Here is a 21,746-nt window from a genome sequence, read left to right on the forward strand (position 1 = left end):
TCGTATTCTCGAGGAATAGCTCATGCAAACACGCGCAGCCGTGGCCTGGAAGGCCGGCCAACCCCTGACCATTGAAACCGTGGACCTGCAAGGCCCCAAGTTTGGCGAAGTGCTGGTCGAAATAAAGGCGACCGGCATTTGCCATACCGACTACTACACCCTCAGCGGCGCCGACCCCGAAGGCATCTTCCCCGCCATCCTCGGCCACGAAGGCGCGGGTGTGGTGGTGGACGTGGGTCCGGGCGTGACCACCCTTAAAAAAGGCGACCACGTCATCCCGCTCTATACGCCCGAATGCCGCCAGTGCAAGTTCTGCCTGAGCCGCAAGACCAACCTGTGCCAGCTCATCCGCGGCACCCAGGGCAAGGGCCTGATGCCCGACGCCACCAGCCGCTTCAGCCTGAACGGCGATCCCATCTTCCACTACATGGGCACGAGCACCTTCTCCAACCACACGGTGGTGCCGGAGATCGCGCTGGCCAAGATCCGCCCGGATGCGCCCTTCGACAAGGTCTGCTACATCGGCTGTGGCGTCACCACAGGCATTGGCGCGGTCATCTTCACCGCCAAGGTGGAAGCGGGCGCCAACGTGGTCGTGTTCGGCCTGGGCGGCATCGGCCTTAACGTCATCCAGGGCGCCAAGATGGTGGGCGCCGACAAGATCATCGGTGTGGACCTGAACCCTGGGCGAGAAGCCATGGCGCGCCAGTTCGGCATGACGCACTTCCTGAACCCGAAGGACATCGTGGCGGCGGGTGGCAACATTGTGGACGCCATCGTGCAGCTGACTGATGGTGGTGCCGATTACTCGTTCGAGTGCATCGGCAACACCCAGGTGATGCGCCAGGCGCTGGAGTGCACCCACAAAGGCTGGGGCCGCAGCATCATCATCGGCGTGGCCGAAGCGGGCGCCGAAATCTCCACCCGTCCGTTCCAGCTCGTCACCGGTCGCAAGTGGGAAGGCTCCGCCTTTGGTGGTGCGCGCGGCCGGACCGACGTGCCCAAGATCGTGGACTGGTACATGGACGGCAAGATCGACATCGACAGCCTGATCACCCACAAGCTCAAGCTCGAGCAGATCAACGAAGGCTTCGACCTGATGAAGCGCGGCGAATCCATCCGCGCCGTGGTCGAGTTCTGAGCGCCTGGCCATGACCCGTCTGGACACCAGCCCCTGCGGCGCACATGCCCCCATCGAAGCGCCTGCCCCCACGCTGCGCAGCGAGCATGCTTGCTTCGGCGGCGTGCAGCGCTTTTACCAGCATGACTCGGCCACCATCGGCCTGCCGATGCGCTTCGCCGTCTACCTGCCGCCCCAGGCCCAGCGGGGCCCGGTGCCAGCGGTGGTGTACCTGGCGGGGCTGACCTGCAACGAAGAGACCTTCACCGTTAAAGCCGGCGCCCAGCGCGTGGCCGCCGAGTTGGGCCTGGCGCTCATCATGCCCGATACCAGCCCGCGCGGCACCGACGTGCCCGGCCAGGCTGACAGCTGGGACTTTGGTTTGGCGGCCGGCTTCTACCTGGACGCGACCCAGGCGCCGTGGTCCACCCACTGGCGCATGGAAAGTTACCTGATGGACGAGTTGCTGCCGCTGGTGGGCGAGCACTTGCCGATCTCGGCGCGGCGACTCGGCCTCATGGGCCACTCCATGGGCGGGCACGGTGCTCTCACGCTAGCCTATCGGCATCCCGACCGTTTCCGCAGCCTGAGCGCCTTCGCCCCCATCTGTGCCCCCAGGCAGTGCCCCTGGGGGCAGAAGGCCTTCGCAGGTTATCTGGGTGCCGACACTGCGAATTGGGCTGCCCATGATGCAACCGAGTTGATCCGTCAGCGCCACGCTAGCGGCCTGCCGCCATTGTTTCCCCAAGGCATTTTGGTGGACCAGGGTATGGCTGATAAGTTTTTGGCCGAGCAGTTACACCCACACTTGCTGGAGCAGTCGTGTGCAGCGGCGGCACAGCCTCTGAAGCTGCGCCGCCACGATGGTTACGACCACGGGTACTACTTCATCGCCACGGTGGTGGAAGACCACCTGCGGCACCATGCTGCTAACTTGTAGCTTGTCATCAGGGCACCGCCGAGACTGAGTGGCGCGAGACTGAGTGGCGCACCTCATGATGTAGAATCACGAGTTGATCGTTGTAGTGCAGCGTACCATCCACCTTGACATGGTGGGGGTCGTTGGTTCGAGTCCAATCGCGCCTACCAACAATATCAGCAGATTGCGCAAATTCTCGCTCGATTTTGTTGGCCCGTGCGGAGTTCAATGCAGCTCTGCTACGGGTTTTTTCTCTCGCACCGCCCCACATCGAAATTTTACGTGCCTTGCGCGTTTCGGGTGCGGAGCCGCTCGCCCCGAGCCTTGCGGTTGTCATGCCGTGGGGTGATTCTGCAGATTTCCCCAAGTGTGTAAAAACCTCAGTCTGGCCTCGAGTTACAGGGCCTTTTCTTGATCTGCACGACTGACATGGCCGCCCTCAGCACACCGGCGGCAGATGCAGGCGCGGTGCTGTTGCTCCAGTGCCACCTGCGCCAGCAGTTCAGGGCTGAAGCTGACGCCGGTGCACCAGCACGCGGTGTCAAAGCTGCCGCTGGCCGAGGCCGCGCACTCGTTGGCTTGGCCGCACAGCGGGCACAGTGGGGCGTGTAGCGGGGCTTTTAGAGCGGTGTTTGGGGTTGTGGGCGACACGGTGTTGGCTGCGCTGGTTGGTGCACAAGGAGCAAGCCTAGGCGCTGTGCACAGGCCAAGGTTGAACCCTACTGTAGCCGAGCTTGGGCAAGCCGCCAAGGCGCCAGCGGCACAGCAGCGCACGGCATGGTGTGCGCACAGAACACCTGGAGTGGCGATATTTTTGACTTTTGCGTCAAAAAAAAGGCATAAAATACAGCTTTCTTGATTTAAAAATCAAATGCAAACCCTGCCAGAACTCGGTGCTGCCGTGGCCACACGCCGCAAGCTGTTGGGCCTGAAGCAAGGCGTCGTCGCGGCCCAAGCCGGGGTAACGCCAGAATCGCTGTCGCGCCTTGAGCGTGGGCGGGTGCTTGAGTTTGGCGCGCGCAAGCTGTTGGCCGTGCTGGCGGTGCTGGGTGCCGAGCTCGACATCGTCGCCCAAGGGCAGGGCGGCAACCTAGATCAACTGCGTCGCGAGCGGGCGCAGTCAGTCGACCGACCTTGAGAGCGTACTCACGCGCCAAAGAGGGCTTAAGCAATTGAGCTTATATTGTTCCGAGATCTCTGCCGGCTCACTCTCATGACCCAACTTTTTAAGGTCCAGCCTGCTGCGCTGGCCGAATACCAGGCGTGGCTAGGACGCATCAAGCAGAAAATTCATGCCGCGCGCATGCACGTGGCGCTGGCCGCCAACGGCGAGTTGATAGCCCTTTACTACGAGCTGGGCGCGCAAATCGTGGACCGGGAGACCAGTGCCCAGTGGGGCAGCGGTTTCATTGACGCCTTCAGCAAAGACCTGCGGCACACCTTTCCAGAGGTCGGCGGTTTTTCAGCCAAGAATCTGCGCTACTGCCGGGCTTTTTTCCGCTTTTACGGCGACGCGGCAATTTGGCAACAGGCTGTTGCCAAAATGGGCGCAGCGCCTTGGGGTGGCGCAGACGGCGAGCTGGCAGCCTTGCTGGCTCGGATTCCATGGGGCCACCACATCCAGATTTTCACCAAGTGCCAGCGCGTAGACGAAGCCCGCTTTTACCTCGCGCAAACGCTGGAACAGGGCTGGAGCCGCGATGTATTGGCTTTGCAACTCAAGTCCAACTTGTATGAGCGCACAGGCAAGGCCGTCACCAACTTTGCCCGTACCCTGCCGGTGCCGCAGTCCGACTTGGCCCAGCAAACGCTGAAAGACCCCTACACATTCGACTTCATGGCCATGACCGGGCCATTTAACGAGCGCGATGTGGAGCATCAGCTTACCCAGCACATTACGCAGTTTCTGCTGGAGCTGGGCAAGGGCTTTGCCTTCATTGGCCGCCAGTACCACCTCGAGGTGGCGGGTAACGACTATTACATCGACCTACTTTTCTATCACGTCACGCTGAAGTGCTACGTGGTGGTGGAGCTGAAAAACCGCAAGTTCATGCCCGAGTACGCGGGCAAGCTCAACTTTTACCTGTCGGCGGTGGACAGCCTGCTCAAGCGCAGCGACGACAACCCCACCATTGGCCTGCTGCTGTGCCGCGACAAGAACAACATCGAGGTTGAGTTTGCCCTGCGCGACATGAACAAACCCATGGGCGTGAGCGAGTACACACTGGTCGAAACCCTGCCCGACAACCTGAAGGGCGCCCTGCCCACGGTGGAAGAAATTGAAAACGACTGGCTGCAGTTGCAGCATTAGCCAGGTGGTCCCCCAAACCCCTCTAGAGCTCAGCCCGGCGGCGCCCCCAGCCGCTGGCCAGTGCCTGCGCTTCCCCGACTCGCCCTTCGAGCTCTTTCAGCCCTTTGAGCCGGCGGGGGATCAGCCGGCGGCGATCGAGCAGCTGGTGCAGGGCGTGCGCGCCGGCGAGGTCTATCAGACCCTGCTGGGCGTGACCGGATCCGGCAAGACCTACACCATGGCCCATGTGATTGCGCGGCTGGGCCGGCCGGCGATCGTTTTTGCGCCCAACAAAACGCTGGCGGCGCAGCTCTATAGCGAGTTTCGCGAGTTCTTTCCCCACAACGCGGTCGAGTACTTCGTCAGCTACTACGACTACTACCAGCCCGAAGCCTACGTGCCGCAGCGCGACTTGTTCATCGAAAAAGACAGCGCCATCAACGAGCACATTGAGCAGATGCGCCTGTCGTGCACCAAAAGCCTGCTCGAGCGCCGCGACGTGGTGATCGTGGCCAGCGTGTCGGCGATCTACGGCATCGGCCAGCCCGAGAGCTACCACCGCATGATCATGACGCTGCGCGTGGGCGACCGCTTGGGCCAGCGCGACGCCATCGCGCAGCTGGTGCGCATGCAGTATGAGCGTAACGAGCAGGATTTTGCTCGCGGCCTGTTTCGGGTGCGCGGCGACACCATCGACGTCTTTCCGGCCGAGCACTCGGAGCTGGCGCTGCGCATCGAGCTGTTTGACGACGAAGTCGAAGCGCTGCAACTGTTTGACCCGCTCACCGGGCGCATCCGCCAGCGCATCCCGCGCTTTACGGTTTACCCCAGCAGCCACTACGTGACGCCGCGCGAGCAGGTGTTGGCGGCGGTCGAGGCCATCAAGCTCGAGCTGGCGCAGCGCCTGCCCGAGCTGGTGGCGGCGGGCAAGCTGGTCGAGGCCCAGCGGCTGGAGCAGCGCACGCGCTTCGACCTCGAGATGCTGGTCGAGGTTGGCCACTGCAAGGGCATTGAAAACTACTCACGCCACCTCTCGGGCGCGGCGCCGGGCGAGCCGCCCGCGACCCTGATCGACTACCTGCCGCCCGATGCACTCATGTTCCTCGACGAGAGCCACGTGATGATCGGCCAGCTCGGCGGCATGTACCACGGCGACCGCTCGCGCAAGCAGACGCTGGTGGAGTACGGCTTCAGGCTGCCCAGCGCGCTCGACAACCGGCCGCTCAAGTTCGACGAGTTCCAGGCCCGCATGCGCCAGTGCGTGTTCGTTTCGGCCACCCCCGCTGATTTTGAGCGCCAGCACGCCAGCAGCGTGGTCGAGCAGGTGGTGCGCCCCACCGGCTTGGTGGACCCCGTGATCGAGGTGCGCCCAGCCACGCATCAGGTCGATGACGTGCTGCAAGAAATCCGCCTGCGCGTGCAGCGCAGTGAGCGCGTGCTCATCACCGTGCTCACCAAGCGCATGGCCGAGCAGCTCACCGAATACCTGGGCGAAAACGGCGTGCGCGTGCGCTACCTGCACTCCGACATCGACACTGTGGAGCGGGTCGAGATCATCCGCGACTTGCGCTTGGGCACGTTCGACGTGCTGGTGGGCATCAACCTGCTGCGCGAGGGGCTGGACATCCCGGAAGTGAGCCTGGTGGCGATTTTGGACGCCGATAAAGAGGGCTTTTTGCGCTCCGAGCGCAGCCTGATCCAGACCATCGGCCGCGCCGCGCGCCACCTCAACGGCATGGCGATCCTGTACGCCGACCGCGTCACCGACTCGATGCGCCGCGCCCTCGACGAAACCGAACGCCGCCGCCACAAGCAGCTGGCTTTCAACGCCGTGCACGGCATCACGCCGGTGGGGGTGGTCAAGCGCATCAAAGATTTGATCGACGGTGTGCAGAGCGACAAAGCCAGCGAGCAGGCGCAGCGCACCGAGCTGGCGCGGGTGCAGCAGGCCGAGATCGAAGACATGAGCGCCAAAGACTTGGCGCGCGAGCTCAAGCGACTGGAAAAGCTGATGCTCGAGCACGCGCGCAAGCTCGAGTTCGAGCAGGCGGCGCAAGCGCGCGACCGGCTGGCGCAGCTCAAAGACCGGGTGTTGGGCGCGCACGGCGTGCAGTAGCCACTCCCCTGTTTTGGGGAGTGGGGGGGTCCGGCATGGCCCACAATCGCCGCATGCCCAGCAGCACGCGCATTTACCTGATCGAAGACGACCGCACCGTGTTGCAGTTCGTCCATCACGCCTTGGCGCTGCGGCCCGACTGGCGCTTGGTCGGGCATTCCGCCACCTACTCCCACGCTCGCATCATGGCCCCCAACAGCTTGGCCGATGTCTATCTGGTTGATCTGGGTCTGCCCGATGGCCGCGGCGAAGACATGCTGCGTCTGCTTTCACTCACCAAGCCCGAGGCCGAGCTGCTGGTGTTCACCGTGTTCGGGGACGAGTCGCGCCTCGTGCACGCCCTGCAATCGGGGGCCACCGGCTACGTGCTCAAGGGCTGCAACGACGCCGAACTGATCGAGGCCATCGAACAGATCTGCGCCGGCGGCGCCCCGATTTCGCCGCTGCTGGCACGCCTGTTGCTCAAGCAGTTGCGCAACAACGCGCCAGCCCAGGTGGCGGACAGCGTCGCTGCGGCCCCGGCGCTGTCGGAGCGCGAATCCGAGGTGCTCAAGCTGGTGGCCCAAGGCTACGTGAACAAGGAGATCGCCAGCCGGCTCGGCATCGGCACCGCCACCGTGAGCACGCACATCAAAAACCTGTACCGCAAGCTGGCGGTGCACACCCGCGTGCAAGTGGTGCGCGCGGCACAGGATCGGGGTTTGTTGTGAGGGCTTTGCCTCCTGCGCCGCCACCGCCCGGGCAGAGCGCCAAGCGGGTGCCGCATTACCTCTGGGTGGGGCTGCTGCTGCTCGGTTTGCTGTGGGCGCTGCACAGCGTGTCAATGCCGGCGGGGCTCGAAAACGCCGTGACCTTGCGCGAGGCGCAAGCGAGCCTGCCGCAGCACCCGCAGCAGCCGCCGCAGCAGGTGAGCCTGCCCCACATTCTGGACGATCAGCCTGCCGCTTGGTCGGGCTGGGTGGATTACCGGCTCGATTGGCCGGCAGCCCTGCACTACGACGACCCCGCCCAAACCCGGTTGGCGCTGCTGTTGCCGCGCGTCGGCACCCGCTTTCGGGTGCTGCTCAACGGCCACGAGATCTACCAGGTTGGCTGGTACGCTGCGCCCGAGCGCAACATCCTGAGCGCCTGGTTCCCCTACCTGGTGAGCCTGCCCCCGGGGCTGCTGCAGCCGCAGCCACAGCAAAACCAGATACACATCCAGGTGCAGGGCCAGTTGCTCGAGCGCAGCGGTTTGTGGCCGTTGCAGATCGGCTACCACGGCAGCCTGTTCGAGCGCCACCAGGTGCTCGAAGTCTGGCAGGTCAAAGGCACTTGGATGATGCTCATCAGCTCGCTGCTGATGGGCTTGCTCTCGCTGCACCTGTGGCGCACCTTGAACGAGCGCCTGTTCTTGCTCATGGCGGTGGCGGCGCTGGCGCATTCGGTGCGCTTGGCCCTGTCGGTTTCGCTCGAGCCGCCCTTGAGCTTTGGTTGGTACTTTTATCTGCACCGCCTGGCCTTCACGTGGTACGTGGGGTTTTTCTTGTTGTTCGTGGCCGAGCTGCTGGCTTTTCGGGACCGCCTGATGCACGGGTTGGCCTGGTTTTTGATCGGCGTGGGTCCGTTCTGGCTGGCCTGGACGCTGCACACACAAGACTACGATTTGTATCGGATCTGGGCCGGTGCCATGGCCGTCTGCGGGGCGCTGTCGTTGCTGAGCCTGCTGTTCAGGTCGCTCCAACGCGGCGCGCTGGAATCCGATCAGATTTTGGTGCTGCTGGTGGCGTCTTTTACGCTGGCCACCGGCGTGCGCGATTTTTTGGTGGTGCAGCTCAACTTCCCCGGCGACGCCGACCTGCGCTGGACTTCGCTGGGCAGCCTGGCCTTGCTCTTTACCCTCAGCTGGGTGCTGGCGCAGCGCGCCACCGCGTCCACGCGCGAGGTGCATCGGCTGAATCAGTCTTTGGCCGGGATTTTGGCCAAGCGCGAAGCCGAGCTGCGCCAGGCTTTCGACCAGTTGCGCGCCTCCGAGCAGCAACGCGCCATCGAGGGTGAGCGCCGGCGCCTGATGCGCGACATGCACGATGGCCTAGGCAGCCAACTGGTGCAGACGCTCAACATGGTGCGCAGCCAGAAACACACGCTGGACGCGGGCTCGGTCGAATCCATGATCCACCACGCGCTCGAAGAGCTGCGGCTGATGCTCGATTCGCTCGAGCCCATGGAGGGCGACCTGGCCACCATTTTGGGCACCTTCCGCCAGCGCATCGAGCCGGCGCTGGTGGCCGCCGGGATCGAGCTCGATTGGCAGGTGCAGGACGTGCCGGCCCTGTCCAGCCTCGATGCGCAGGGCGTGATGCACCTGTTTCGCTGCATGCAAGAGATTTTTGCCAATGTGGTCAAACACGCCCAAGCGCGACGCGTGTGCGTGCGCACGCGCAGCGACGCAGCGCATGTGTACCTGACGGTGACCGACGACGGCTTGGGCATGCAGCGCCCTCACACCAAGCCCCAAGCCCAGCGGGGTTTGGGCAATCTGCGCGCCCGCGCGGGCAAGCTCGGGGCCCAAGTGCGTTTTTTCGATGCCCACCCAGGAACCGGGATCGAATTTGCCTTTCCAATCCATCGCACCTTCACGCCGGAGGCGGGCGACACCGTGCCCTCGGTCGAGTAACTAGCCCCAATCCCTTGCGCATCGCAAGACCAAGCAAAAGACTCGGATATTGGGTATACTTCGGGTTAACGATCGGTTGTCGATGCGGTTGTTGATGCTTTTGGGCACACCGGTTCTCACACTCCGCAAGGGGTGACGAACGCTGAACCTGCAGGTCTGATCGCCGGCCACGAGAGGGTGTACTCAACCAAACGCCAAGGAAAGCACCATGCGCCTCACCACCAAAGGGCGGTTCGCCGTCACCGCCATGATCGACTTGGCCCTGCGCCAAGCCGGTGGCCCCGTCACGCTGGCGGCCATCAGCCAGCGCCAGCAGATTTCGCTTTCGTACCTCGAGCAGTTGTTTGGCAAGCTGCGCCGGCACGATCTGGTCGAATCCACCCGCGGCCCTGGGGGCGGTTACACGCTCGGGCGCAAGGCCAGCGACATCACCGTGGCCGATATCATCGTCTCGGTCGATGAACCGATCGACGCCACCCAGTGCGCCGGCAAAGAAAACTGCCACGGCGAGGGCGAGCGCTGCATGACGCACGAGCTGTGGGCGGCGCTGAATGCGAAAATGGTGGACTTTCTGGATTCGGTTACCTTGCAAAAACTGGTCGATGAGCAGCTCGCCAAGGGCATGGTGATCGAGGCCACGCCCTCGCTCAAGCGCGCCATTTCGAGCGCGCCGGTGCTCAAGCCCATCCGCGTCAACGCCCCCAACTCGGTTTTTGCACTGGGTACGGCAGCAGGAAAATAAACATGACCCCGCACTTCCCCATCTACCTCGACTACAGCGCCACCAACCCCTGCGACCCGCGGGTCGTGGACCTGATGGTGCCGTGGCTCTACGAGCACTTTGGCAACCCGGCCTCGCGCAGCCACGCTTGGGGCTGGGAGGCCGAGCGCGCGGTGGAGCAGGCACGCGAGCAGGTGGCGGCACTCATCGGCGCCGACCCGCGCGAAATCGTCTGGACCAGCGGTGCCACCGAATCCAACAACCTCGCGCTCAAGGGCGCAGCGCACTTTTACCGCGACAAGGGCCGGCACCTGGTCACCGTCAAAACCGAGCACAAGGCCGTGCTCGACACCTGCCGCCAGCTCGAGCGTGAAGGCTTTGAAGTCAGCTACCTCGATGTGCAGCCCGATGGCTTGCTCGACCTCGACGCCTTCGCCGCCGCGCTGCGCCCCGACACCGTGCTGGCCTCGGTGATGTACGTGAACAACGAGATCGGGGTGGTGCAAGACATCGCCGCCATCGGCGCCCTGTGCCGCGAGCGCGGCGTGCTGCTGCACGTGGATGCGGCGCAGGCCACCGGCCGGGTCGAGGTGAACCTGCAGCAGCTGCCGGTCGATCTGATGAGCCTGACGGCGCACAAAACCTATGGCCCCAAAGGCGTGGGCGCGCTCTACGTGCGGCGCAAACCGCGCGTGCGCATCGAGGCGCAGATGCACGGCGGCGGGCACGAGCGCGGCATGCGCTCGGGCACCTTGCCCACGCACCAGATCGTGGGCATGGGCGCGGCCTACGCCATCGCGCAAGCCGAAATGGCAACCGAGCTGCCGCGCATCCGCGCCTTGCACCAGCGCCTGCTCGATGGCTTGTCGGGCATCGAGCAGGTGTTTATCAACGGCCACCCGACCCAGCGTGTGCCGCACAATCTGAACATGAGCTTCAACTACGTCGAGGGCGAATCGCTGATCATGGGCATCAAGGGGCTGGCGGTGTCCAGCGGCTCGGCCTGCACCTCGGCCAGCCTCGAGCCCAGCTACGTGCTGCGCGCCCTGGGCCGCTCCGACGAACTGGCCCACAGCAGCCTGCGCATGACCATCGGGCGCTGGACCACCGAGGCCGAGATCGACTACGCCGTGCAGACCATCCGCGAGAACGTGGCCAAGCTGCGCGAGCTCTCACCACTGTGGGAGATGTACCAGGACGGCGTCGATCTGTCCACCATCCAGTGGGCCGCGCACTAGCAGCATCCCGCGGCAAATCGTCTCATTTGACAGGAGTACACCATGGCATACAGCGACAAGGTCATCGACCACTACGAGCACCCGCGCAATGTGGGCGGCTTTGACAAGGGCGACGACACGGTCGGCACCGGCATGGTCGGGGCCCCGGCCTGCGGCGACGTGATGAAGCTGCAGATCAAGGTCAACCCGGCCACCGGCCTGATCGAGGACGCGCGCTTCAAAACCTACGGCTGCGGCTCGGCCATCGCCTCGAGCTCGCTCATCACCGAATGGGTCAAGGGCAAATCGCTCGATCAGGCGACACAGATCAAAAACAGCCAGATCGCCGAAGAGCTGGCGCTGCCGCCGGTGAAAATCCACTGCTCCATCTTGGCCGAAGACGCCATCAAGGCGGCGGTCGAAGATTACCGGCAAAAGCACGCCGCTGCAGCCCCGGCTGCCGCTGCGGCCCAGCCAGCGTCCTTGGCCCACTGACACCACCATTTTGAGGGTTTGAGTCCATGTCCGTCACGGTAACCGAAGCCGCTGCCAAGCACGTGCGCAAATACCTGGCCCGGCGCGGCAAGGGGGTGGGGGTACGGCTGGGCGTCAAGACCACCGGTTGCTCGGGCCTGGCCTACAAGCTCGAGTACGCCGATGCGCTGGCCCCCGACGACGTGGTGTTCGAGAGCGCCGGTGTGCAGGTGCTGATCGACCCCAAAAGCCTGCCCTACCTCGACGGCACTGTGCTCGATTTCGTGCGCGAGGGCCTCAACGAGGGCTTCAAGTTCAGCAACCCCAACGAACGCGACCGCTGCGGCTGTGGTGAATCGTTCCGGGTCTGAGGCCCAGGTGGGCGTGCTGCCGGAGGCCGGGGCGGTGCCAGCCGGAGCCGGCGAAGCCTCTGGCGCGGCAGCGCTGGGCGACGAGATCAGCCTGCGCGCCGACGACTACACCCTGTTTGCCTTGCCGCCGGGTTTTGCGCTCGACCGCGCCGCGCTCGAGCAGCGCTGGAAGCAGATGCAGCGCCTAGCGCACCCAGACCGCCACGCCGCCCAAGGCGCGGCGGCGCAGCGGCTGGCCTTGCAGTGGTCGGTGCGCATCAACGAAGCCTACCAGCGCCTCAAAGACCCGCTCAAGCGTGGCGCCTACTGGTGCGAGTTGCAGGGGCAGAGCGTGGGTGCGCACGACAACACCGCCATGCCGGCCACTTTCTTGGTGCAGCAGATGCAATGGCGCGAGGCCTTGGCCGAAGCCGGCAGCGCCGCTGACCTGAGCCCGCTGCAAGCCGAACTCGAGGCCGAGCGGGCGCAGCGGCTGGCGGCCCTGCAAACCGCCATCGACGTGCAGCACGACGCCCGCGCCGCCGCGCAGCAGGTGCGCGCGCTGCTGTTCATCGAGCGCTTCGAGCAACAATTGCACGAGCGCCTAGACCGTTACTGAACCCCATTTATGGCTTTGTTGCAAATCTCCGAGCCCGGTCAAGCGCCGGACCCGCACCAGCGGCGCATCGCCGTGGGCATTGACCTAGGCACCACGCACTCGCTGGTGGCGGCGCTGCGCCATGGCCACAGCGTCTGCCTGCCCGATGCCCAAGGCCGGGTGTTTCTGCCCAGCGTGCTGCGCTTTCTGCCCGCCGCTGCGCCCCACCGGAGCCCGAGCCGCCAGATCGGCTGGGAGGCGCTGCAGGCGCAGACGCAAGACCCAGCCAACACCATCAGCTCGGTCAAGCGCCTGATGGGCCGCACCCGCGCCGACCTGCAAGCCAGCGGCGTGCTGGAGCGCCTGCCCTACACCGTGGTCGATGGCGCGGGCATGGCGGCGGTGCGCACCGTGGCCGGCGACATCAGCCCGGTCGAGGTGAGCGCCGAGATTTTGGCCACCTTGCGCCAGCGCGCCGAAGACAGCTTCGACGCCGAGCTCTACGGCGCCGTGATCACCGTACCGGCCTATTTTGACGACGCCCAGCGCCAAGCGACCAAAGACGCCGCGCAACTGGCCGGGCTCAAGGTGCTGCGGCTGCTCAACGAACCCACCGCTGCGGCGCTGGCTTACGGGCTCGACCAAGCGGCCGAGGGGCTGTACGCGGTGTTTGACCTCGGTGGCGGCACCTTCGATGTGTCGCTGCTGCGCCTGAGCCGTGGCGTGTTCGAGGTGTTGGCCACCGGCGGCGACTCGGCCCTGGGCGGCGACGACTACGACCGCGCCTTTGCCGACGCCTTGCTGCTGCGCTGCGGCCACCGCGGCCACGCCAGCGATCTGCCGTTGACCGAGCGCGCGGCGCTGCTGGCCGAGGCGCGGCGCCTCAAAGAAGCGCTGTGCAATCTGGACGATGCGGCCCAGACCTTGCCTTTTGCCGCCACCCTGCACGGGCAGGCGCTGCAGTGCCCGGTGAGCCGCGCCGAGTTCGACGCCGCCACCACCGCGCTCACCGAGCGCACCGTGGCCGCCTTGCGGCGCGTGCTGCGCGACGCGCGCGTCACGCCCGAGCAGGTGCAAGGCGTGGTGCTGGTGGGGGGGGCTACGCGCATGCCGGCGCTGCGCCAAGCCGTGGCCACGTATTTTGGCCGCGCCCCGCTCACCGATCTCAACCCCGACGAGGTTGTGGCCCTGGGCGCAGCCCTGCAAGCGCAGCAACTGGCTGGCAACCCGGACAGCGGCGAGGGCTGGCTGCTGCTCGACGTGACGCCGCTCTCGCTCGGCATCGAGACCATGGGCGGGCTGGTCGAGCGCATCGTGCCGCGCAACACGCCGCTGCCGGCGGCGCTGGCGCAAGACTTCACCACCTACCAAGACGGCCAGACCGCGCTGGCGCTGCACGTGCTGCAAGGCGAACGCGACCTGGTGCAAGACTGCCGCAGCCTGGCGCGCTTCGAGCTGCGCGGCATCCCGCCCATGGTGGCCGGGGCGGCGCGCATCCGCGTCACCTTCCACCTCGACGCCGACGGGCTGCTGAGCGTGAGCGCGCGCGAGCAAAGCAGCGGCGTCGAGGCGCACATCGAGGTCAAACCCTCGTATGGCCTGAGCGACGAACAAATCGCCGCCATGCTGCAAGAGGGCAACGCCAGCGCCGAGCAAGACATGCGCGCGCGCGCCTTGCGCCAGGCGCAGGTGGAGGCCGATCGCATGGCCGCCGCCACCCGCAGCGCGCTGGCCGCCGACGGCGCGCTGCTGCAGCCCGAGGAGCGCGCCGCCATCGAGGCCTTGTTGCAGGCGCAGGCCCGAATCCGGTTGCTAGACGATGCCGCTGCGCTTGACGACGCCACCGAGGCGCTGGCCCAAGGCTGCGAAGAATTTGCTGCCCGGCGCATGAACCGCAGCATCGCCACCGCGCTGGCCGGGCAAAATATCGACCAGTTCTGAACCTCGACCCGTTTTAAGGCCACCCCGCTCGCCATGCCGACCCTCACCGTTTTGCCACACCCCGAACTCTGCCCCGAAGGGCGCCAGATCGAGGGCCTGAGCGGCAGCACCCTGTGCGAAGCCTTGCTCGACCACGGCGTGGCCATTGAGCACGCCTGCGACATGAGCTGCGCCTGCACCACCTGCCACGTGATCGTGCGCCAGGGCTTTGCCACCCTCGAGCCCGCCAGCGAAGAAGAAGAAGACCTGCTCGACAAAGCCTGGGGGCTGCAACCGCAGTCGCGCCTGAGCTGCCAGGTGCGGCTCGGGCGCCAAGACTTGACGGTGGAAATCCCGCGCTACACCATCAACCACGCGCGCGAAAACCACTGAACGCCACCGCACCCGCCCAAACATGCGCCAAATCGTCCTCGACACCGAGACCACCGGGCTGTCGCCCGCCAACGGCGACCGCATCATCGAAATCGGCTGCATCGAGCTGCTGGGGCGCAAGCCCAGCGGCAACAACCGCCACTACTACCTCAACCCCGAGTGCGAGATCCACGCCGAGGCGCAGCGCGTGCACGGGCTGACGCTTGATTTTTTGGCCGATAAACCCAAATTTGCCGAAGTGGCCGCCGATCTGCTCGACTACCTCGCCGGGGCCGAGCTGATCATCCACAACGCCCCCTTCGACCTTGGCTTTCTCGACGCCGAATGGCAGCGCCTAGGCCACGGCCCCACGCGCCAGCTGGCCGGCGGCGTGATCGACACCCTGCTCATGGCCAAGGAGATTTACCCCGGCAAGCGCAACGGGCTCGATGCCCTGTGCGAGCGGCTCGGGGTGGACAACTCGGGCCGCAAGCTGCACGGCGCGCTGCTCGACGCCGAGCTGCTGGCCGATGTGTACATCTGCCTCACGCGCGGCCAAGATTCGCTGCTGATGGAGCTCGACCTAGGCGCCGCGGGCAGCCCTATGGGCAGCCCTATGGGCAGCGCTGCGGCTGCGGGCGTGAACGGTGGCCAAAATGGCAGCCAGAAGGGCAGCGCGCACGGTAGCCAGAGCGGCCACCCGAACGGCAGCAGCCACGCGGCAGGCGCAGCTGCGTCCGGCGCACAGGCCGACGCCGCAGCGGCCCACGATTGGGCGGCCCATCTGGCGCTGCCATTGCTGCGCGCCAATAAGCTCGAACTGCAAGCCCACGAGGCCTTGCTGCTCGAGCTGGACCGGGCCAGCAAAGGCCAAACCGTGTGGCGCCGCAGCGTGGCGCCGCAGCAATGAGGGCGGTGGCGCAGGTGACCGCATAAAAAAACCCGCCCAGCGCATGCACCGGGCGGCGTTTTCCATCAAAGAATGGTCGGAGCGGCGGGATTCGAACTCGCGACCCTCTGCTCCCAAAGCAGATGCGCTACCAGGCTGCGCTACGCTCCGACTAAGCCTCGAATTGTAAGGCCCACCAGCGCCGTTGCAGGCAGGATGCACAAAAATATTTGCTTTGGCCAGCCTCGGGTGCTACAATGCAAGGCTTCACGACCGATTGGGCGGGTTTTTACCGGCCCTTTTTTTTTGGCTCGGTCGCAAGCCGCAAGGCAGCGCAACAAAGACCAAAGGTCACCGCAATTTTTACCGCAATCTTTTGGCAACCTCGCTATCCAGCCGCCCTGTGGCAGCTGGGGCACACCTAAAACGCATGAGCTGGCAGCACACCGTAGAACAGACCGTCACTGGTATGGGTTTCGATTTGGTGGATCTGGAACGATCCGCCGGTGGCCTGCTGCGCGTCACCATCGACTGGCCGTGGGTTGCGGCCAGCAGCCCGGAGCGCGCCATCACGGTCGAAGACTGCGAGCGCGTGACGCGCCAGCTGCAACTGCTGCTCGAAGTCGAGGCGGTGGACTACAAGCGGCTCGAAGTGGGCTCGCCCGGCATCGACCGGCCGCTGCGTCACGCCGCCGATTTTGAGCGCTTTGTGGGCGCAGTGATCGATGTCACGCTCAAGCAGCCCATTGGCGCGGCGGTGGCTGCGGGTGGGGTGGCCGTGGCCGCCAACCGCAAAAAATTTCGTGGCACGCTCGAGCGCGCAACGGCTCCCGAGGCTGCGCCCGAATCCGTCCCCGAGTCCGGCGCCGCCCCCAACCCAGCCCCCGCCAGCCACTGGCAGATCGTCTGGCGCGAGGAGCCGGTGCGCAAACCGGGCCAGCGCCCGAGCAAAAAATCGCAGCCCCTGCCCTTGCAGGTGCTTGGTTTCGAGTTGTCCGAGCTGCGCGAGGCGCGGCTGGCACCGATCGTCAACTTCAAGGGCCGCAGCGCAACCGCGCCGGCCGCACCCACCGCCGAAGCAGGTGGCAGCCATACTGGAAAGGCAGACCCCAAATGAACCGCGAAATGTTGATGCTCATCGACGCCATTTCACGCGAAAAAAACGTCGAACGCAGCGTGGTCCTGAGCGCAGTCGAGTTCGCGCTGGCTTCGGCCACCAAAAAGTTCTACAAGGGTGAGGTGGACATCCGCGTCAGCGTCAACCCCGACACCGGCGCCTACGACACCTACCGCCGCTGGCTGGTGGTGCCCGACGAGGCCGGCTTGCAAAACCCAGACGCCGAAGAAATGCTCTCCGACGTGGCCGACGAACACCCCGGCATCCAGGTGGGCGAGTACATCGAGGTGCCGATCGAATCGGTGCCGATTGGGCGCATCGGCGCCATGGCTGCCAAGCAAGTGATTTTGCAGCGCATCCGCGACGCCGAGCGCGAGATGCTGCTCAACGACTTCATGAGCCGCGGCGACAAGATCTTTGTCGGCTCCGTCAAGCGGCTCGACAAAGGCGACCTGATCGTGGAGAGCGGGCGCGTCGAGGGGCGGCTCAAGCGCTCCGAAATGATCCCCAAAGAAAACCTGCGCAGCGCCGACCGCGTGCGCGCCATGATCATGGAAGTGGACCTGAGCCTGCGCGGCGCCCCCATCCTGCTGTCGCGCGCCGCCCCCGAGTTCATGATCGAGCTCTTTCGCCAAGAGGTGCCCGAGATCGAACAGGGCTTGCTCGAGATCAAATCCTGCGCCCGCGACCCCGGTTCGCGCGCCAAGATCGCCGTCAAATCCTACGACAAGCGCATCGACCCGATCGGCACCTGTGTGGGTATGCGCGGCTCGCGCGTCAACGCCGTGACCAACGAACTGGCCGGTGAGCGCGTCGATATCGTGCTCTGGAGCGAAGACCCAGCGCAGTTTGTGATCGGCGCGCTGGCGCCGGCCAACGTGCAGTCGATCGTCGTCGATGAAGAGCGTCACGCCATGGATGTGGTGGTCGATGAAGAAAACCTAGCGATCGCCATCGGCCGCGGTGGCCAGAACGTGCGCCTGGCCGCCGACCTGACGGGCTGGAAGATCAACATCATGACCGCCGACGAATCGTCGGCCAAGCAGGCGCAAGAGACCGACGCCACGCGCACGCTGTTCATGAACAAGCTCGACGTCGATCAAGAGATGGCCGACATCCTAATCGGCGAAGGCTTTACCAGCCTCGAAGAAGTGGCCTACGTGCCGCTGCAAGAGATGCTGGAGATCGAGGCCTTTGACGAAGACACCGTGAGCGAATTGCGCGCCCGCGCCAAGGCGGCCTTGCTCACGCTGGCCATCGCCAAAGAAGAAAGCGTGGAAGACGCTGTGCGCGAACTGCGCGACCTCGAGGGCCTCAACCCCGAGTTGCTGGCTCAATTGGCCGCAGCCGGTGTCCACACCCTCGACGAACTGGCCGATCTGGCCAGCGACGAATTGATCGAAATCACCGGGCAAAGTGCCGACGAAGCGACCGCGCTGATCCTGCGCGCGCGCCAGCACTGGTTTGCCGCCGATCAGGCCCCCGAGCAATCCTCGCAACCCTCGCAGTCCTGAACCGAGCGGCGACACGGAGAATCGTACATATGTCAAGCAACACCGTCGCAGAATTTGCCGCCGAACTGAACCGGCCCACCCACGTCGTGCTGGAGCAGTTGGCTGCGGCCGGGGTGCGCAAGCTGTCTGGCAGCGATGCGTTGGCAGAGTCCGACAAGCAACGGCTGCTGAGCTTTTTGCAGGCCAGCCACGGCACAGCCAGCGCCGAGCGCAACAAAATCACCCTCACCAAAAAATCGACCAGCGAGATCAAGCAGGCCGATGCCTCTGGCCGCGCACGCACGATCCAGGTCGAGGTGCGCAAAAAACGCACCTTCGTGCGCCGCGACGACGAGCCGCTCGCCAGCCCCGGAGCGGCTGAGGCCACGGCCGCAGCCGCCGAGGCTGCCGCTGCAGCAGCAGCCGCCGAAGCAGAAGCCGCCGAAGCCCGCGCGCAGCAAGCGCAGCAGGCCGAGCTCGAGCGGCGCGAAGAACAAGCGCGCCAGCAGGCCGAGCAAATTCGGCTCCAAGAGCAAGAGCTGGCGCAGCAGCGCCAAGCGCGGCAACAGAGCGAGGAGCGCGAGGCGCTAGAGCGTTCTGCCACCCTCGACCAAGAGCGCCAGCAGCAGTTGGCGCAGCAGCGCGCCCGCGCCGACATGGAGGTGCAGCAAAGCCGCCAGCGCGCGGTCAAGGCGCCCAAACCCGTGTCGCCCGAAGCCGCGGCCGCCGTGGCCAGCCAGCAGGCCGCTGCAGCGCAGCAGGCCGCAGCACAAGCTGCCCAGCAAGCCGCCGAGCAGGCCGCGCAACAAGCCGCCGAACTGGCACAGCGCCAGGCGGCGCAGCGGCTGGCCGACGAGCAGCGCGCGAGCGATCTCGATGAGCGCCGCCGCAAGGCGTTGGCCGAGGCGCAGGCGATCCGCGACATGATGGCGGCGCCCAAAAAGGTGCTGCTGGCCAAAAAACCCGAAGAACCCAAGCCGGCCCCGGTGGCCGAGGCCAAGCCCGGAATCAAGGGCACCTTGCACAAACCGGCCGGCACGCCAGCGCCGGCCAAAGCGGGTGCCGCCAAACCGGCCGCGCCGGGTGCTGCGGCCGCCGGGGCGGGCAAAAAAGAAGTCAAATCCGAAGCCTTGTCGTCCACTTGGAAAGACGAAGCGGCCAAGAAAAAAGAAGTCAAAGGCCGTGGTACCAGCACCAGCGCCGTGCGCTCCAGCGGCACCGCCTGGCGCTCCAACGCCAAAGGGGGCCGTGGTGGCCGCGGTGGCCGCGACGAGCGCTCGCACGGCTTTGAGCCGGCCCAGTCTGAAGCCAAGGTGCTCGAGGTGCACGTGCCCGAGACCATCACCGTGGCCGAGCTCGCACACAAAATGGCGCTCAAATCGTCCGAGGTCATCAAGCAGCTCATGAAGCTGGGGCAGATGGTGACCATCAACCAGTCGCTGGACCAAGACACGGCGATGATCGTGGTCGAAGAGCTCGGGCACCAAGCGGTGGCCGCAGCGCTCGACGACCCCGAGGCCTTCACCGAAGAAGAAACCGCGCTGCAAAGCGCCGAATTCCTGCCGCGCGCGCCGGTGGTCACGGTCATGGGCCACGTCGATCACGGCAAGACCTCGCTGCTCGATTACATCCGCCGCACCAAGGTGGCGGCGGGTGAGGCCGGCGGCATCACGCAGCACATCGGCGCCTACCACGTCGAGACGCCGCGCGGCATGGTCACCTTCCTCGACACCCCGGGCCACGAAGCCTTTACCGCCATGCGCGCCCGTGGCGCCCAAGCCACCGACGTGGTGATTCTGGTCTGCGCCGCCGACGACGGCGTGATGCCGCAGACCAAAGAAGCCATCAAGCACGCCAAGGCGGCCAATGTGCCGATCGTGGTGGCGCTGACCAAGGCCGACAAGCCCGACGCCAACTTCGAGCGCGTGCGCGCCGAGCTCATCTCCGAGCAGGTGGTGCCCGAAGAGTTCGGCGGCGAATCGCCCTTTGTGCCGGTGTCGTCCAAGACCGGCTTGGGCATCGACGCGCTGCTCGAGCAGGTGCTGCTGCAAGCCGAGGTGCTCGAGCTCAAGGCGCCGGTGCAGGCCAACGCCAAGGGTCTGGTGATCGAAGCCCGGCTCGACAAAGGCCGCGGTGCCGTGGCCACGGTGCTGGTGCAATCGGGCACGCTCAAGGTGGGCGACGTGGTGCTGGCGGGCCAGACCTCGGGCCGGGTGCGCGCCATGCTGGACGAAAACGGCCGCGCGGCCAAAGAGGCCGGGCCCTCGATCCCGGTCGAAATCCAGGGCCTGTCTGAGGTGCCCCGGGCGGGCGACGAGTTCATGGTGCTGGCCGACGAGCGCCGGGCGCGCGAAATCGCCACCTACCGCGCTGGCAAGTTTCGCTCCACCAAGCTGGCCAAGCAGCAAGCCGCCAAGCTCGAAAACATGTTTGCCGACATGCAAGCCGGCGAGGTGCAGACCCTGCCGATCATCGTCAAGTCCGACGTGCAGGGCTCGCAAGAGGCGCTCACCAGCTCGCTGCTCAAGCTCTCGACCGACGAGATTCGGGTGCAGCTGGTCTATGCGGGTGTGGGTGGCATCAGCGAGAGCGACGTCAACCTGGCGATCGCCTCCAAAGCGATCGTGATCGGCTTCAACGTGCGCGCCGACATCGGGGCGCGCAAGCTGGCCGAGTCCAACGACGTCGATCTGCACTACTACAACATCATCTACGACGCCGTCGATGAGATCAAAGCGGCCATGTCGGGCATGTTGGCGCCCGAGAAGCGCGAAGAGGTGATCGGTGCGGCCCAAATTCGCACCGTGTTCGTGGCCTCGAAGATCGGCACCGTGGCCGGCTGTATGGTCACCGAAGGCCGCGTCACGCGCAACGCACACTTCCGCCTGCTGCGCGACAACGTGGTGATCTACACCGGCGAGCTCGAGTCGCTCAAGCGCATGAAAGACGATGTGCGCGAGGTCAAAGAAGGCTTCGAGTGCGGCATCAAGCTCAAAAACTACAACGACATCAAGGAAGGCGACCTCCTGGAGTTGTTTGAGATCAAGGAAGTGGCCCGTACACTCTGATCAGCGCAATCTGACCAGCGCGCCTGCCCACCATGCCGAGCAAAAAAGCCCCCTCCAACCGCAGCTTCAAGGTCGCCGATCAGATTCAGCGCGACCTGAGCGAGCTCATCGCGCGCGAGCTCAAAGACCCGCGCGTGGGGCTGGTGACGCTGCAAGCGGTCGAGCTCACGCCCGACTACGCCCATGCCAAGGTCTATTTCAGCGTGCTCACGGGCGACCCCCAGCTCGCGTTCGAGGCGCTGAACCAAGCCGCCGGCTTTTTGCGCAACGGCTTGTTTAAGCGCCTGCACATCCACACCGTGCCGACGCTGCATTTTGTCTTCGACCGCACCCCCGAGCGCGCCGCCGACATGAACGCCCTGATCGCGCAGGCCGTGGCTTCGCGTTCCAAAGAAAGCGACTAAAGTTGAGCGCCGTCGGGTTCAC

Annotated in this window: 20 protein-coding genes and 1 tRNA gene; 19 read left to right on the forward strand and 2 right to left on the reverse strand. The window is 65.4% G+C overall.

All coding sequences use genetic code 11. The features are described from left to right. Window positions 1–22: 22 nt before the first annotated feature. Window positions 23–1,141 carry an S-(hydroxymethyl)glutathione dehydrogenase/class III alcohol dehydrogenase gene (locus tag ACVMK0_RS02395; protein WP_476464172.1) on the forward strand — a complete coding sequence of 373 codons (1,119 nt, stop codon included), beginning with the start codon at window positions 23–25 and terminating at the stop codon, window positions 1,139–1,141. A gap of 10 nt (window positions 1,142–1,151) precedes the next feature. Then, entirely contained in the window at window positions 1,152–2,060 is a 909-nt protein-coding gene (gene fghA, locus ACVMK0_RS02400) for an S-formylglutathione hydrolase (protein WP_476464173.1), read from the forward strand. A gap of 375 nt (window positions 2,061–2,435) precedes the next feature. Here fghA and ACVMK0_RS02405 read toward each other — a convergent pair whose 3' ends face one another. Beyond that, a complete protein-coding gene (locus ACVMK0_RS02405; RefSeq protein ID WP_476464174.1) occupies window positions 2,436–2,813 on the reverse strand; it encodes a cysteine-rich CWC family protein in 378 nt (125 codons plus the stop codon). Window positions 2,814–2,910: 97 nt separating this feature from the next. Between ACVMK0_RS02405 and ACVMK0_RS02410 the strand changes: the two genes are divergently transcribed. The 13 genes from ACVMK0_RS02410 to dnaQ all read left to right on the forward strand — a co-directional run bounded on the left by ACVMK0_RS02410 (window position 2,911) and on the right by dnaQ (window position 15,663). Further along, the gene (locus ACVMK0_RS02410) at window positions 2,911–3,177 is read left to right on the forward strand and encodes a helix-turn-helix domain-containing protein (protein ID WP_045534705.1); all 267 of its coding nucleotides are present in this window, start codon (window positions 2,911–2,913) and stop codon (window positions 3,175–3,177) included. 75 nt (window positions 3,178–3,252) lie between these two features. Beyond that, window positions 3,253–4,350, forward strand: coding sequence for a PDDEXK nuclease domain-containing protein (locus ACVMK0_RS02415; RefSeq protein ID WP_045534707.1), 1,098 nt, complete (start codon window positions 3,253–3,255; stop codon window positions 4,348–4,350). Further along, complete coding sequence (gene uvrB, locus ACVMK0_RS02420) at window positions 4,346–6,445, forward strand: excinuclease ABC subunit UvrB (RefSeq protein ID WP_476464635.1); 2,100 nt, start codon at window positions 4,346–4,348, stop codon at window positions 6,443–6,445. The genes ACVMK0_RS02415 and uvrB overlap by 5 nt, the downstream gene beginning before the upstream one ends. A gap of 53 nt (window positions 6,446–6,498) precedes the next feature. Continuing rightward, window positions 6,499–7,155, forward strand: coding sequence for a LuxR C-terminal-related transcriptional regulator (locus tag ACVMK0_RS02425; RefSeq protein ID WP_171820270.1), 657 nt, complete (start codon window positions 6,499–6,501; stop codon window positions 7,153–7,155). Beyond that, entirely contained in the window at window positions 7,152–9,101 is a 1,950-nt protein-coding gene (locus ACVMK0_RS02430; protein WP_476464175.1) for a sensor histidine kinase, read from the forward strand. The genes ACVMK0_RS02425 and ACVMK0_RS02430 overlap by 4 nt, the downstream gene beginning before the upstream one ends. Window positions 9,102–9,309: 208 nt before the next feature. Then, window positions 9,310–9,843 (forward strand): Fe-S cluster assembly transcriptional regulator IscR, encoded by a 534-nt coding sequence (gene iscR, locus ACVMK0_RS02435; protein ID WP_045534712.1) that lies wholly within the window; start codon window positions 9,310–9,312, stop codon window positions 9,841–9,843. After that, on the forward strand, window positions 9,840–11,060 hold the full coding sequence (locus tag ACVMK0_RS02440; RefSeq protein WP_476464636.1) for an IscS subfamily cysteine desulfurase: 1,221 nt from the start codon (window positions 9,840–9,842) through the stop codon (window positions 11,058–11,060). The genes iscR and ACVMK0_RS02440 overlap by 4 nt, the downstream gene beginning before the upstream one ends. Before the next feature lie 42 nt (window positions 11,061–11,102). Further along, window positions 11,103–11,534 carry a Fe-S cluster assembly scaffold IscU gene (gene iscU, locus ACVMK0_RS02445; RefSeq protein ID WP_045534716.1) on the forward strand — a complete coding sequence of 144 codons (432 nt, stop codon included), beginning with the start codon at window positions 11,103–11,105 and terminating at the stop codon, window positions 11,532–11,534. 26 nt (window positions 11,535–11,560) lie between these two features. Beyond that, window positions 11,561–11,884, forward strand: coding sequence for an iron-sulfur cluster assembly protein IscA (iscA, locus tag ACVMK0_RS02450; RefSeq protein WP_045534718.1), 324 nt, complete (start codon window positions 11,561–11,563; stop codon window positions 11,882–11,884). Window positions 11,885–11,969: 85 nt separating this feature from the next. Next, window positions 11,970–12,482 (forward strand): Fe-S protein assembly co-chaperone HscB, encoded by a 513-nt coding sequence (gene hscB, locus ACVMK0_RS02455; protein WP_476464637.1) that lies wholly within the window; start codon window positions 11,970–11,972, stop codon window positions 12,480–12,482. 9 nt (window positions 12,483–12,491) lie between these two features. Beyond that, on the forward strand, window positions 12,492–14,402 hold the full coding sequence (gene hscA / locus ACVMK0_RS02460) for a Fe-S protein assembly chaperone HscA (protein WP_476464176.1): 1,911 nt from the start codon (window positions 12,492–12,494) through the stop codon (window positions 14,400–14,402). A gap of 33 nt (window positions 14,403–14,435) precedes the next feature. Beyond that, window positions 14,436–14,774 (forward strand): ISC system 2Fe-2S type ferredoxin, encoded by a 339-nt coding sequence (gene fdx, locus ACVMK0_RS02465; protein WP_045534722.1) that lies wholly within the window; start codon window positions 14,436–14,438, stop codon window positions 14,772–14,774. Window positions 14,775–14,796: 22 nt separating this feature from the next. Next, a complete protein-coding gene (dnaQ, locus tag ACVMK0_RS02470) occupies window positions 14,797–15,663 on the forward strand; it encodes a DNA polymerase III subunit epsilon (protein ID WP_045534724.1) in 867 nt (288 codons plus the stop codon). A gap of 73 nt (window positions 15,664–15,736) precedes the next feature. Here dnaQ and ACVMK0_RS02475 read toward each other — a convergent pair. Further along, window positions 15,737–15,813 (reverse strand) — tRNA-Pro (locus ACVMK0_RS02475). A gap of 259 nt (window positions 15,814–16,072) precedes the next feature. On the opposite strand from ACVMK0_RS02475, the gene ACVMK0_RS02480 reads away from it, so the two are divergent. The 4 genes from ACVMK0_RS02480 to rbfA are packed head-to-tail and all read left to right on the forward strand — an operon-like array spanning window position 16,073 to window position 21,724. Then, a complete protein-coding gene (locus tag ACVMK0_RS02480; protein WP_476464177.1) occupies window positions 16,073–16,759 on the forward strand; it encodes an LSm family protein in 687 nt (228 codons plus the stop codon). Next, the gene (nusA, locus tag ACVMK0_RS02485) at window positions 16,756–18,273 is read left to right on the forward strand and encodes a transcription termination factor NusA (RefSeq protein ID WP_476464178.1); all 1,518 of its coding nucleotides are present in this window, start codon (window positions 16,756–16,758) and stop codon (window positions 18,271–18,273) included. The genes ACVMK0_RS02480 and nusA overlap by 4 nt, the downstream gene beginning before the upstream one ends. Before the next feature lie 29 nt (window positions 18,274–18,302). Beyond that, complete coding sequence (infB, locus tag ACVMK0_RS02490; RefSeq protein ID WP_476464179.1) at window positions 18,303–21,320, forward strand: translation initiation factor IF-2; 3,018 nt, start codon at window positions 18,303–18,305, stop codon at window positions 21,318–21,320. A 32-nt stretch (window positions 21,321–21,352) separates the two neighbouring features. Then, window positions 21,353–21,724: a 30S ribosome-binding factor RbfA gene (gene rbfA / locus ACVMK0_RS02495; RefSeq protein WP_476464180.1), complete on the forward strand. Its 372-nt coding sequence runs from the start codon at window positions 21,353–21,355 to the stop codon at window positions 21,722–21,724. Window positions 21,725–21,746 lie beyond the last annotated feature (22 nt).

The organism is Serpentinimonas sp. SSL01, from assembly GCF_056323735.1.

Coding starts and splice junctions, on each gene's coding strand:
- ACVMK0_RS02395 (WP_476464172.1), top strand. CDS start 23: ATGCAAACACGCGCAGCCGTGGCCTGGAAGGCCGGCCAACCCCTGACC.
- fghA (WP_476464173.1), top strand. CDS start 1,152: ATGACCCGTCTGGACACCAGCCCCTGCGGCGCACATGCCCCCATCGAA.
- ACVMK0_RS02410 (WP_045534705.1), top strand. CDS start 2,911: ATGCAAACCCTGCCAGAACTCGGTGCTGCCGTGGCCACACGCCGCAAG.
- ACVMK0_RS02415 (WP_045534707.1), top strand. CDS start 3,253: ATGACCCAACTTTTTAAGGTCCAGCCTGCTGCGCTGGCCGAATACCAG.
- ACVMK0_RS02425 (WP_171820270.1), top strand. CDS start 6,499: ATGCCCAGCAGCACGCGCATTTACCTGATCGAAGACGACCGCACCGTG.
- iscR (WP_045534712.1), top strand. CDS start 9,310: ATGCGCCTCACCACCAAAGGGCGGTTCGCCGTCACCGCCATGATCGAC.
- iscU (WP_045534716.1), top strand. CDS start 11,103: ATGGCATACAGCGACAAGGTCATCGACCACTACGAGCACCCGCGCAAT.
- iscA (WP_045534718.1), top strand. CDS start 11,561: ATGTCCGTCACGGTAACCGAAGCCGCTGCCAAGCACGTGCGCAAATAC.
- hscA (WP_476464176.1), top strand. CDS start 12,492: ATGGCTTTGTTGCAAATCTCCGAGCCCGGTCAAGCGCCGGACCCGCAC.
- fdx (WP_045534722.1), top strand. CDS start 14,436: ATGCCGACCCTCACCGTTTTGCCACACCCCGAACTCTGCCCCGAAGGG.
- dnaQ (WP_045534724.1), top strand. CDS start 14,797: ATGCGCCAAATCGTCCTCGACACCGAGACCACCGGGCTGTCGCCCGCC.
- ACVMK0_RS02480 (WP_476464177.1), top strand. CDS start 16,073: ATGAGCTGGCAGCACACCGTAGAACAGACCGTCACTGGTATGGGTTTC.
- nusA (WP_476464178.1), top strand. CDS start 16,756: ATGAACCGCGAAATGTTGATGCTCATCGACGCCATTTCACGCGAAAAA.
- infB (WP_476464179.1), top strand. CDS start 18,303: ATGTCAAGCAACACCGTCGCAGAATTTGCCGCCGAACTGAACCGGCCC.
- rbfA (WP_476464180.1), top strand. CDS start 21,353: ATGCCGAGCAAAAAAGCCCCCTCCAACCGCAGCTTCAAGGTCGCCGAT.